11 protein-coding genes are annotated in these 12,661 nt (G+C 59.2%); all 11 read right to left on the bottom strand.

Annotated features, from left to right (window positions below):
- Nucleotides 1–102: 102 nt before the first annotated feature.
- The 11 genes from ACZ5SR_RS13505 to ACZ5SR_RS13555 all read right to left on the bottom strand — a co-directional run bounded on the left by ACZ5SR_RS13505 (nucleotide 103) and on the right by ACZ5SR_RS13555 (nucleotide 12,647).
- Nucleotides 103–507, bottom strand: a complete 405-nt coding sequence (locus ACZ5SR_RS13505) for a group II truncated hemoglobin (protein WP_464449163.1) — start codon at nucleotides 505–507, stop codon at nucleotides 103–105.
- 64 nt (nucleotides 508–571) lie between these two features.
- Entirely contained in the window at nucleotides 572–3,112 is a 2,541-nt protein-coding gene (locus tag ACZ5SR_RS13510) for an ABC transporter permease (protein WP_464449164.1), read from the bottom strand.
- Nucleotides 3,113–3,254: 142 nt separating this feature from the next.
- On the bottom strand, nucleotides 3,255–4,136 hold the full coding sequence (locus tag ACZ5SR_RS13515; RefSeq protein ID WP_464449165.1) for a formate dehydrogenase accessory sulfurtransferase FdhD: 882 nt from the start codon (nucleotides 4,134–4,136) through the stop codon (nucleotides 3,255–3,257).
- 70 nt (nucleotides 4,137–4,206) lie between these two features.
- Nucleotides 4,207–4,551 (bottom strand): hypothetical protein, encoded by a 345-nt coding sequence (locus tag ACZ5SR_RS13520; protein WP_464449166.1) that lies wholly within the window; start codon nucleotides 4,549–4,551, stop codon nucleotides 4,207–4,209.
- Nucleotides 4,552–4,565: 14 nt separating this feature from the next.
- Entirely contained in the window at nucleotides 4,566–5,753 is a 1,188-nt protein-coding gene (locus ACZ5SR_RS13525) for a formate dehydrogenase subunit gamma (RefSeq protein ID WP_464451124.1), read from the bottom strand.
- A 17-nt stretch (nucleotides 5,754–5,770) separates the two neighbouring features.
- Nucleotides 5,771–5,995, bottom strand: a complete 225-nt coding sequence (locus tag ACZ5SR_RS13530) for a hypothetical protein (RefSeq protein ID WP_464449168.1) — start codon at nucleotides 5,993–5,995, stop codon at nucleotides 5,771–5,773.
- Between the two features lie 2 nt (nucleotides 5,996–5,997).
- Nucleotides 5,998–6,609, bottom strand: a complete 612-nt coding sequence (fdh3B, locus tag ACZ5SR_RS13535; RefSeq protein ID WP_464449169.1) for a formate dehydrogenase FDH3 subunit beta — start codon at nucleotides 6,607–6,609, stop codon at nucleotides 5,998–6,000.
- Between the two features lie 18 nt (nucleotides 6,610–6,627).
- Complete coding sequence (locus tag ACZ5SR_RS13540; RefSeq protein WP_464449170.1) at nucleotides 6,628–9,588, bottom strand: formate dehydrogenase subunit alpha; 2,961 nt, start codon at nucleotides 9,586–9,588, stop codon at nucleotides 6,628–6,630.
- A gap of 46 nt (nucleotides 9,589–9,634) precedes the next feature.
- Entirely contained in the window at nucleotides 9,635–9,841 is a 207-nt protein-coding gene (locus tag ACZ5SR_RS13545; RefSeq protein WP_464449171.1) for a formate dehydrogenase, read from the bottom strand.
- Between the two features lie 233 nt (nucleotides 9,842–10,074).
- Complete coding sequence (locus ACZ5SR_RS13550; protein ID WP_464449172.1) at nucleotides 10,075–12,027, bottom strand: TRAP transporter large permease; 1,953 nt, start codon at nucleotides 12,025–12,027, stop codon at nucleotides 10,075–10,077.
- Nucleotides 12,024–12,647, bottom strand: a complete 624-nt coding sequence (locus ACZ5SR_RS13555) for a TRAP transporter small permease subunit (RefSeq protein ID WP_464449173.1) — start codon at nucleotides 12,645–12,647, stop codon at nucleotides 12,024–12,026. The genes ACZ5SR_RS13550 and ACZ5SR_RS13555 overlap by 4 nt, the downstream gene beginning before the upstream one ends.
- Nucleotides 12,648–12,661 lie beyond the last annotated feature (14 nt).

The raw sequence follows: 12,661 nt of genomic DNA on the forward strand, positions 1-12,661 counted from the left end.
GATTCCCGCATTCGCGGGAATGACAAAGAAATACGCGGGAACGACAAAGAAATAACGGGGATGGCAGAAATATCCGGTCACAACACAAGCAGTGACGAAAGATCAAGCGCCGCGGTTGCGCATCCAGTCGGCGGTTTTAAAGAAGCTGGCGTTCAGGCGTTCGCGCAGCACCGGGTCAACTTGGGTTTCTTGCATGGCTTGGTCCATGCAAGCCAGCCATTGATCACGCTCCAAGGCACCAATTGAAAACGGCATGTGGCGCATGCGCAGGCGCGGATGGCCAAAGCGCTCGGTGTAATGTTCGGGCCCGCCCAACCAGCCGCACAAAAACCAGAACAGTTTGTCGCGTGCGCCTTGCAAGGTGCTGCCGTGCGCGGCACGCAGTTCTTTGTAGCCGGGCTCCAAGTCCATGAGGTCGTAAAACCGCTCGGCCAAAGCCTTGACACGGGCCTCGCCGCCGATCCATTCGAACGGGGTGTCAAACGGGGGTTTGTCTTCGATTTGCATGCTTTGTATTTTGCAGGAAGCAGTGGGCGGGAATGGACCCCCGATCGAGTCGGGGGTGACAAATTTACTCCCCCGCTTGCCGCAGGGTTTGCATGACGGGTTGACGCAGCACGCCTGACAGGCTGAGGCTGCCTGCGGTCCAAGCCAGCAAAGCGCCCAAGGCGCCGCCTGCCAAGGGGGCCCAGAGCGGCGGTTGCCACGCGAATTCAAATGCAAAGCGGGCCAGCGCCCAACCGACCACCAAAGCCATGCTGCTGGCCATGAATCCCGCAAGCCAGCCCAAGCCCAGCAACTCGGTGCGCTGCACCTGTGCGAGCAAAGCGCGCCCTGCCCCGAGCGCCCGCATGATGGCGTATTCGCGTTCGCGCGCCTGGCGGCTGGCGCCAACGGCGGCCAGAAGCACCATCAGGCCTGCGGCCAAGGTGAAGGCAAACAGGTATTCCACAGCACGGATGACCTGGTCCATGACGCGTTGCACTTGCGCCAAGGTGCTGCGCATGTCGACACTGGTGATGTTGGGGAACTGGTTGACCAGCGCATTGTCAAAGCCCGCCAAGCCTTGTGGGGAGCGGAAGGCCGCCATGTAGGTCATGGGCAGGTCGGGCATTTGCGAGACGGGGAACATCATGAAGAAGTTGGCGCGCATGGAGGTCCAGTCCACCTTGCGCAAACTGGTCACACGCGCTTCGCGGCTTTGGCCCGCGATGTCAAAGCGCAGATGGTCGCCCAGCTTCAGGCCCAAGGTATCGGCGATGCCTTGCTCCACACTCACGCCATCGGCTTCTTCAGGCACCCAGCGGCCTGCGGTGAGGGGGTTGTGCGCGGGCAAAGTGGCCGAGTGAGAGAGGTTGATTTCGCGGTCGATCAGGCGTTTGGCGCGGTCGGCTTCAAAGTCGGTGGGGCTGACCTCGCGGCCGTTGATGGCGACCAAACGGCCACGGATCATGGGGAACCAATCGGGCGACTGCACACCCGCTTGGTTCAAGCTCGCCAAAAAGTCGGTGGCCTGCTCGGGCTGCACGTTGATGACAAAACGATCGGGGGCGTTGGCGGGCGTGGCTTGCCGCCAGCTGGCGATCAAATCGGTGCGCAAAAGCACCAGCAGCGCCAGTGCCAGCAAGCCCACCGACAAAGCGCTGACCTGCACCACCGCAAACACTGGGCGTGCCGCTACTTGGCGCGTGGCCAAGCGCAACCAACTCGGCGACTTCTCACCGGGTACGGCTCGGCGCAACAGCCACAAAGCGGCAGCGGCAAGACCCGCAAACACCAACAGGGCCACAGCAAAACCGCCCACAGTGATCAAGCCCAGCGTGAGGTTGCGGCTGACCATGAGCAAGGTCAGCGCAAAGCCCAGCAGCCCCATGACCAAGACCAACCATGAGCGCACTTGCACGCTGCCCAAGTCGCGCCGGATGACGCGCAAGGGCGGGACCTGCGCCAACTGCAAAACAGGCGGCAAGCCAAAGGCCACCAACAAGGTCAGGCCCATGGCCATGCCCATCAAGGCCGGTTGCAGGGTGGCCGCAGGCAATTGCGCATCAACCAAGCCTGCCAGCAAGACCACAAAGCCCAGGTGAACGGCATACCCCGTCAGCACGCCCATGGCGCTGGCCAGAAGGCCCGCGCCCAAAAATTCCAAGCCGTAACTCAATGTGAGTGTGCGCTGGCTTTGACCCAACACCCTGAGCAAGGCACAGGCATCGAGCTGCCGCTCAGCGAAGCTGCGGGCCGCCAAGGCCACGGCCACGGCGCAAAGCAAGGCGGCCAGCAAAGCCACCAGATTCAAAAACTGCGAGGCGCGGTCCAGCGTCTGGCGCATTTCAGGGCGACCGCTGTCCAGCGATTCGATCTGCACGCCACGCACATGGGCCAACTCCACCTCGGGCCGTGCCCACTGCACAAAGCGCTCGGCTGCTGCTGCATCGCCAGCCACGGCCATGCGCCAAGTGATGCGGCTGGCCGGTTGCACCAAACCGGTCAATGCCAAATCGGCCGCGTTCATCATGACGCGGGGGGCAAAGGTCATGAAGCCTGCGCCCCGATCGGGTTCGCGCTCGATGACGGCCGAGATGCGGAAACTGCGCTCGCCTAGACCCAACATTTGCCCGGTTTTCAGGTTCAAGTTGTCGAGCAACGCGGGGTCGACCCACACTTCGCCAACGGGGGGAATGGCGGGTTGAACGCCCATGGCGGCTGGCTGGCCCACATCGGGCACAACAAGCAACTTGCCCCGCAGCGGGTAACCAGGCTCCACCGACTTGAGGGCGACCAGGCGGCTGGCACCGCCTTGTTCGGCCATGGCGCGGGCCATGGTGGGAAAGCTCACATTGGTGTTGATCTGCAAGCCCAAGCTTTGGGCTTTCTGCACAAAGGCGGCTGGCGTGCTTTGGTCGCTGACCACCACGGCGTCGCCACCGAGCAGCTGTCGCGCATCGCGCCACAAGCCCGACTGCATGCGATCGGCCAAAAAACCGACCGCCGTGAGCGCGGCCACCGCCAGCGCCACCGACACCATGAGCAGCCGCAATTCGCCCGCACGCAAATCGCGCCACAAATTGCGCGCCCCGAGCCGCAGACCGTGCATCCATCCTTGTTTGTTCATATCCCAACCTTACCGCACAAGCCATTCACGGCGGGGAGCAAGGCATTTTGGGCTGCCTATTCAACCATTCGGCCGCAGGGCCGGCCTCCCACAGGGGCAAAGCTTTGGGGGTTGTGGGAGCGAGCCCCTGCCCGCGAATGGTTTACCGGGCCAACTCGGTTTGCCAGACCAAACGCTCGGGGGCGCTGAAGCACAGGAAGCGCTTGTTGGTGGCGCGACCGATGGCGCACAGGCCTAGGCGCTTGGCGACATCCAAGCCCATTTGTGTGATGCCACTGCGCGACACGACCACGGGCACACCCATTTGCGCGGATTTGATGACCATCTCGCTGGTCAAACGGCCGGTGGTGTAGAACACTTTGTCTTCCCCGGTCACGTCGTTCATCCACATCCAACCGGCGATGGTGTCCACCGCGTTGTGGCGGCCCACGTCTTCGACGAACATGAGCATCTCATCGCCCTGAAACAAGGCGCAGCCATGCACCGAGCCGGACGATTTGTAGGTGGTTTCTTGCAAGCGGATGGCATTGACCAAGCCGTAGAGCTGGCCTTGCGTGATTTGAGCAGAGGGCAAGACGATTTCGTCGATGTGGGCCATGAGATCACCAAAGACGCTGCCTTGGCCGCATCCGGTGGTGACCACACGGTCAGCGCTGCGCTCGATGACCACCTGAGCGTTGGCGCGTGTTTTGACGGCCGCCACGCCGGGCTCGCCCACTTCGCCTTCGCCAATCGTCCAGTCCACCGTGATGGATTCGATCTGGTCCACCGAGTCGATGAGGCGTTGGTTGCGCAAGAAGCCCAGCACCAACCACTCGGGCTCGGCGCCCAGCGTCATCAGGGTCACGAGTTCTTTTTTGTCCAGGTAGATGGTGAGCGCGCGCTCAGCGGGAATTTGGGTCTCGGAGACTTCACCGAATTCGTTGTGCACGGGCACCGTGCGCGTGAGGTGCGCACGCGCTCGGGTGATGTGGGGCTTGGGCGGGACCGGTGCGGCCACGGGAGCGTTCAGAACAACAGACATGGCTTGAGCCTAACGTAAAAATCCCCCGCCGTTACCGACGGGGGATTTTGCAGTGACGCAGAAAAAAGGATCAGCCTTTTTTGGCAGGTGCTGCCGCGGGCTTGGCAGCAGCTGGGGCAGCGGCAGGCGCTGCGGGCGCTGCAGCTGTGGTTTCCGCTGGCTTGTAAGCGCCAGGATCCACACAAGCAGGCGTGGCTGTGGGCGCAGCTTTGCCTTTGCCGTTGGTTTTGTAATAGTGCGCAGCCACTTTTTCGCGTGACTTGCACAGCTGAAAGTCGGCCACTTTGTTGCCGTGCGCTGTTTTGGCAGCGGCTTCGGCGGCTTTGGCTTTGGCCTCGTCGCTCAAGGCGGGTAATTTGGCCATAGCACCAAAGCTGATGGCCAGTGCAGACATGACAAGCAGGTATTTTTTCATGGTGTTCTCCTGGCTCAAACCGAAGCCGTTTTAGCGGGTGTAGCAGCTGCGTCCGATGCAGGCACAGAACGCTGCGCAGGGATCTTGCCGGACTTGACGTCGTTGTACCAAAGTTCGTGGTGCTCTTTGGCCCAAGTTTCGTCCACATAGCCTTCGCGCATGGCTTTGTAGGCGCCGCGCATGCCGATCGTGCCCATGTAGATGTGACCAATGAACATGGCCATCATGAACAAAGCGGCCACGCCGTGGATCATGGCTGCGATTTGCATGGTGCCGCGTTCGTAGATCAGACCGGGGATGAGCATGTCCAGCACCAAGCCAGAACCCACCACGATCAAACCAAGGAACAACACACCACCCCAGAACACCACCTTTTCACCGGCATTGAAGCGGTGCGAAGGCACTTCGGTGCCGGAGAACAAGCCGCCGCCTTTGGCGATCCACACCAAATCGTCTTTGGAGGGCAAGTTGTCTTTCAGAAAAGTGACGAACACGATCACCAAGGACACGGCAAACAGCGGGCCTGCAAAGTTGTGGATGTTTTTCAAAGCGAAAGTCAACCAGCCAAACAAGGTACTGCCAATGATCGGCAGCAAGAAGAACTTGCCATAGGCCATGACGATGCCGGAGATGGCAAGTGCGCAAAACGCAATGGCGTTGGCCCAGTGGGCCGATCGCTCAAACGGCGTGAAACGCTCGATCTTGCGACCGGTTTCTTGTCCATGCAATTCCATCGTGCCTTTGCTGACGTAAAACAGCTCCATCGCACCTACAGCGATCAGCAACAAAGCCGCGCCATAAGGAATGATGATGTTGTTGCGCACCTGACGCCACGATTCACCGGCCGAAGCCAAACGTGAACCGGGGTACTGCACAAAGGGCTGGATCAGGTTGCCGGCTTCGGGCGCTTGGCTTTTGGGCAAGCTGGTGTAACCGGACACGCCTTGGCCCACAGCACGCCACATGGGGGCGTTGTTGCCGGGTTGAACCTGCCCACGCTCAGCGTTGGTTTGGTCTTTGTACTTGGCATCGGCGTCAGCGCCGGGTGCCAACTGAAACACATTGGCGCTTTTCACGCCAAGACTGGTTTCAGGTTTGGCAGCGGTCTCAGACGCTGAGGTGGGAGCAGCCGGAGCTGGCGTTTGAGCGCAAACGCCCAACGCCGCCATGGCGAGCCCAAAAGTCAATAACATGCGGCGCATGAACTTCTCCTTGGCGCTCACTTGGGTGCGCGGACGTGGTCGTTTTGGCCGTAAGTGGCACGGGCTTTGAGGTGGTTGGCCCAGCCGTCTTTGTCGCCAGCTTTCCAGCCAGGTTCAGTGAAAGGAGCAACACCGGTGCCGCTGTAAGGCGGCTTGTCGGTGCGCACACCTTTGACCTCTTGCGGTTTTTCACCACAAGCCACCAACAAAATGGCGCTGCAAAAAATGAAAGCTGCTTTCATGTTCAGGCTCCTTGTTTGGCGGGTTTGGCCTGGTTGCCGTAAGCGGTGCCCCAGCCCCAAACTTCTGCACCGGTACCACGGCTGATCACGCGGCCGCGCAAGATGTCGGTGATGACATCACCATCACCGGCGAGCAGCGCCTTGGTCGAGCACATTTCGGCACAAGCGGGCAACTTGCCCTCAGCCAAACGGTTGCGACCGTATTTCTCGAACTCGGACTGGCTGCCGTGCTCTTCTGGGCCACCGGCGCAGAAGGTGCACTTGTCCATCTTGCCGCGCAAGCCGAAGGTGCCATTGGACGGGAACTGTGGTGCGCCAAACGGGCAGGCATAAGAGCAGTAACCGCAGCCAATGCAGATGTCCTTGTCGTGCAGCACAACGCCTTCTTCGGTTTTGTAGAAGCAGTTGACGGGGCAAACGGCCATGCAAGGCGCATCGGAGCAGTGCATGCAAGCCACCGAGATCGACTTCTCACCAGGAACGCCGTCGTTCAGGGTGACCACACGGCGGCGGTTCACGCCCCATGGGACTTCGTGTTCGTTTTTGCAAGCGGTGACGCAGCCGTTGCATTCGATGCAGCGCTCTGCATCGCAGATAAATTTCATTCGTGCCATCGTGTTCTCCTGGGGCGCTTAGGCTTTTTCGATGTTGCAGATGGTGGTCTTGGTCTCTTGCATCATGGTGACGCTGTCATAACCATAGGTGGTGGCGGTGTTGACCGCCTCGCCGCGCACGATGGGCGCTGCACCCTTGGGGTAGTGCGCCAGCATGTCGGCACCTTGCCAACGACCCGAGAAGTGGAAAGGCATCCAGACGGTGCTGGCATCCACACGCTCGGTCACCAAGGCCTGCACGTCCAAGCGTGCACCGGTGGCACCCAACAGCCAGACGCGGTCGCCGTTGCGAATGCCGCGATCTGCCGCCGTTTTGGGGTTGATCTCGACATAGGCTTCTTGCTGCAACTCGGCCAACCAAGGGTTGGAACGGGTCTCTTCGCCGCCGCCTTCGTACTCGACCAAACGGCCAGACGTGAGGATGAGCGGGAATTTTTCGTGCGCTTTGTCGGCGATGTTTTTGTCCTGCACGGTTTTGTACAAGGTGGGCAAACGCCAGAAGGCTTTTTTGTCCTCGTGCGTGGGGTACTTGACCATCATGTCTGGACGCGTGCCATACAAAGGCTCGCGGTGCTGCGGGATCGGATCTGGGAAGTTCCAGACCACGGCGCGCGCCTTGGCATTGCCGAAGGGGTGGCAACCATGGCCTTTCATGAACACGCGGATCATGCCGCCCGACGAATCGGTCTTCCAGTTTTTGCCTTCGGCCTTGGCTTTTTCGGCCTCGGTCAGCTCGTCCCACCAGCCCAATTTCTTGAGCAAGATGTGGTCGAGTTCGGGGTAGCCGGTGGTGATGTCCGCACCCATGGAGTGCGAACCGTCTTCCGCCAACAGGCTCTTGCCTTCACGTTCCACACCAAAGTTGGCGCGGAAGTTACCGCCGCCGTCCATGACGTGCTTGGAGGTGTCATACAGGTTGGGCGAACCGGGGTGCTTGAGTTCGGGCGTGCCGTAGCAAGGCCATGGCAGACCGAAGTAGTCACCGGTGAAGTCGTAGCCAGTTTCCTTGTCTTTGCCGCCTTTGGCCTTCAAGGTTTTCACGTCGAACACGTTCATGTTCTTCATGTGGGCCTTCAAGCGCTCTGGGCTTTGGCCGGTGTAGCCAATGGTCCAGACGCACTTGTTGATCTCGCGCAGGATGTCCTCGGGCACGGGCTCGTCCATGCCATTGACCTTTTGCATCTTGTAGTTCTTGGACAGCTCTTTGGCAAAGCCGAGCTTTTCAGCCAGCTGGTGCATGATCATGTGATCGGAACGGCTTTCCCACAAGGGCTCGATGACCTTCTCGCGCCACTGCAAAGAGCGGTTGGAGGCGGTGCAAGAACCGCTGGTTTCGAACTGGGTCGCAGCGGGCAACAGGTACACCGCGCGGTTGGGGTTCAAGTCTTCGGCTTTGCCAGGCATGGCGGCCATGGCCGCAGTGGCCGATGGGTAGGGATCGACCACCACCAACAAGTCCAGCTTGTCCATGGCGCGCTTCATGTCCAGACCACGCGTCTGGGAGTTGGGGGCGTGGCCCCAATAGAACACGCCGCGCAGGTTGCTGTCCTGGTCGATCAGCTCGTTGTTTTCGAGCACACCGTCGATCCAGCGGGACACGGTGATGCCGTTCTTGCCCATCATGGCAGGCGATGCGAACTGCTTTTTGATCCACTCGAAATCCACACCCCAGGTGCTGGCAAAGTGCTTCCAGGAGCCTTCGGCCAAGCCGTAGTAACCGGGCAAGGAGTCGGGGTTGGGGCCGACGTCGGTCGCGCCTTGCACGTTGTCGTGGCCACGGAAAATGTTGGTGCCGCCGCCGGTCTTGCCGACGTTGCCCAAGGCCAATTGCAAGATGCAAGAAGCACGCACGATGGCGTTACCGATGGTGTGCTGGGTCTGACCCATGCACCAGACGATGGTGCCGGGGTTGTTCTCGTGCAGCATCTTGGCGATCTTGAAGACTTGCTCTTCTTTCACACCACAAGCCTCCTCCACCTTGTCGGGCGTCCACTTGGCCAGCACTTCGGTCTTGATCGCGTCCATGCCGTAGACACGGTCGTTGATGTATTTTTTGTCTTCCCAGCCATTCTTGAAGATGTGGTACAGCACACCAAACAGGAAAGGAATGTCGGTGCCCGAGCGGATGCGCACGTACTCGTCGGCTTTGGCGGCTGTGCGTGTGAAGCGTGGGTCGACCACGATCATCTTGCAGCCGTTTTCTTTGGCGTGCAGCATGTGCAGCATCGACACAGGGTGGGCTTCTGCCGCGTTGGAGCCAATGTACAGAGCGACCTTGCTGTTTTGCATGTCGTTGTACGAGTTGGTCATGGCGCCATAACCCCAAGTGTTGGCCACACCGGCCACGGTGGTGGAGTGGCAAATGCGGGCCTGGTGGTCGCAGTTGTTGGTGCCCCAGAAGCTGACAAACTTGCGCAGCAAATAGGCTTGTTCGTTGTTGTGCTTGGACGAACCAATGAAATACACGCTGTCGGGGCCGCTGGCTTTTTTAAGCTCCAGCATCTTGGCGCTGATTTCATTCAGGGCCACGTCCCAGCTGATTCGCTCGTATTTGCCGTTGACCAGCTTCATGGGATAACGCAGACGGTATTCGCCATGGCCGTGCTCACGCAAAGCAGCACCTTTGGCGCAATGTGCACCCAAGTTGATGGGCGAATCGAACACCGCTTCTTGGCGCACCCAGACGCCGTTTTCAACCACGGCGTCAACCGCACAACCGACCGAGCAGTGGGTGCAGATGGTGCGTTTGACTTCAACCTTGCCAGCGCCCACGATGGAGGCGCCTGTGGCGGCTTGGGCTTTTTGCACCAAGCTCAGTTGAGAGGCCGCCAGGCCCACACCCACGCCCAGACCCGAGCGGCGCAGGAAACTGCGGCGGTCCATGGTGGGCAAGGCCTGTGACAAACCACGGCGCAAGCTGTGGATGAAGGGAGAAGAGACAGCACCGGACGTGCCGGTTTGTTTTTTGGTCAGCAACATGGAGGGCTCCAGTTGGGGATGAACAGGAAGGACAGAGAAAAGAGAATCAGACGCGGGTGGTCTTGTAATACTGCTGAACGTGCTCGCTCAGGGTGTAACCACCGCCGCGCGTGGGTTTGGGCAAAGCAGTGGCCACGGGGGCCGCTTGTTTGACCACACCGGGCAATACAGCGGTGGCCGCAGCCACAGCACCCACCGTTGCAGCACCTGAGAACAGGCTGCGACGCGAAAGAGAGGAAGTTTTGGAAGACATCAAAGACTCCTGAAAAAGGGACAAGGCGACGGCTCAACTGAACTGATGGCCTAGGCAAAAAGTTGCATAGGCGATCTTACCGTTTGGACCGCTGCCTTTCCATGTAAAAACCCTTACTTCAAATCTATTTTCGTCATGCGCGTGACAGAAAAAGCAGTTGAAGGACAAAAAAAACCCACGCACACAAAACACAGAGGTCTTGTGTGCGCGGGCGCACAGGCACATGGTTATTTTTACTTGTACAAAACTTCAGGCAACCACATGCCGATGGCCGGGAAGATGTAGAGCAACACGATCGCAAAAACCTGGATCGCCATGAAAGGCAACATGCCCGCGAAGATCTGGTTGAGCGTCACGTGTGGTGGGCTCACACCCTTCAGGTAGAACGCGGCCATGGCCACAGGTGGGCTCAAGAACGCGGTCTGCAGGTTCAGTGCCACCAGCAAGCCGAAGAACAGCGGATCGATGCCGAAGTGAGGCAACAAAGGAATGAAGATCGGCATGAAAATCACGATGATCTCGGTCCACTCCAAAGGCCAGCCCAGCAAGAAGATCACCACTTGCGCCAAGATCATGAACTGAACGGGCGTCAGGTCCATGCCCAGCACCCAGGTGTTGATGATCTCTTGACCACCCAGCAATGCAAAGGCAGCCGAGAAGATGCTGGAGCCCACAAACAGCCAGCACACCATGGCACTGGTTTTGGCCGTCAGATACACCGACTCGCGCAGCACCACATAGTTGAGCCTACGGTAAGCCGCAGCCAATAGCAAGCCGCCCAGCGAACCCATGGCCGCCGCTTCGGTGGGGGTGGCCAAGCCAAACACGATGGTGCCCAGCACCGCCAAGATCATGATGGCCAGTGGGAAGAACGAGCCCAGCAGCATCTTGAAGATTTCAAGGCGCGCGAAACTGAAGTAGGCATAGAACAGGGCCAACGCCACTGCGCAGCTGGCCAGACCAATCCAGAAGGACAGCGGCGCTTCTTGGCGCTCTGATGATGCAGCTGGTGTTTCAGCCGCAGCACTGACCGCTACCGTTGCAGGCTCTTTGGCGGGCTCTGAAGCTGGAACCGCATCCGCTTTGGTTTCTTCTGTCGCAGCAGGCGGGGTTTGCAAGCCGTCGGCCTCGGGTTCCGACAAACCGCTGACACTTTCAGCTTCTTCTTCGTCGCCTACCGAATCAGCCAACTCGCCGCCCATGGCCACCACGCCTTCGACCGCCTCAACAGGCAATGGCGCCGTGACTTTGAAGTAAATGGCACCCATGATGGCGGCCACCGCCAAAGCGGGCAGCAAAGCGATGCCCAAGTTGTTGAGCAACTCGCGCATGGGCACTGCTGCATTGCGCTTGCCTTTGATCGCACCGATCAGGCCTGGCAACACATTGTTGCTGATGTCTTTGGACACCACTTGCGCAAACGCGGGCAAGGGCACGATGCGGTCTTCGGCCGACATGGGCGGCGCCATGCTGGGCTTGATTTTGGCAATGATGACCACATACAGGACATACAAAGTAGCCAGCATGATGCCGGGGAAAAATGCCCCGGCGTACAGCTTCACCACCGACACGCCAGCCGTGGCGCCATAGACGATCAGCATGACCGAAGGCGGAATCAAAATGCCCAAACAACCGCCTGCGGTGATGGCACCGGCCGACAGTTGAACGCTGTAACCCGCGCGCAGCATGGCGGGCAGCGCCAGCAAGCCCATGAGCGTGACCACCGCGCCCACGATGCCCGTGGCCGTTGCGAAGATGGCGCAGGTCACGATGGTGGCGACAGCCAATGAGCCCGGCACACGGGCCATGGCCAAGTGCATGCTCTTGAACAATTTCTCGATCAAGTTGGCGCGTTCAATGAGGTAGCCCATGAACACGAACAAGGGGATCGAGATCAGCACGTCGTTGGACATGACCGAGAAGGCGCGCTGAACCATCAGGTCCAGCGTTTGCTGAACCGCCAAATCAGGGTTCGAGCTTCGATACGCAATCCAGGCGAAGATCATGCCCATGCCCATCAAGGTGAACGCTGTTGGGAACCCCAACATGATCGCCACCACCACCAAAGCGAGCATCAGCAAACCCAAATGACCGTTGGTCATCTCGGAAGGCGCAGGCAACAAAACAAAGGCCGCTAGCACGACCATGGCCATGATCGTCAGGCCAAACCAGACTTCTTTTTTCATTTTTGATTTCCCTTGGCAGTCGCCAGCTCGCCCAATTTGGCAATGTCTTCGTCTTTCACGTTGACCATTTCTTTGAGTTTTTCAACGTCAACTTCGTCCACGTCATCGCCCCGCTTGGGCCACTCACCCTGTTTGATGCAGACGATGCAACGCACAATTTCGACCAAGCCTTGCGCCAACAAGAAAGCACCTGCAATGGGCAAAATGGTTTTGAAGGGATAGATGGGCGGGCCATCGGCCGTGATGTTGGAGTGCTCGTGGATGGCCCAGGATTCGGCCGCAAAGCCATAACCTGCGTAAGCCAAAGCCACGACACCAGGAATGAAAAACACCAGGTAAAGAATCAGGTCCAACCAGGCCTGCAGGCGGGGCGGGAAAAAGCCATAGAGCACATCACCGCGCACATGGCCGTTTTTAGACAACGTGTAAGCACCAGCCATCATGAAGAGCGATCCGTACATCATGCTCATGACGTCAAAGGCCCAGGCGTGGGGACTGTCCAGCACATAACGGGAGAACACCTCCCAGGAAATCATGAAAGTCAACGCCACGATCAACCAGGAAAAGAACTGGCCGATCCAAGTACTGACTTTGTCAATAAAAAGCAACAGGGTTTGCATAAGGGAACCGCTTA

The sequence above is a fragment of the Limnohabitans sp. TEGF002 genome (assembly GCF_055395845.1).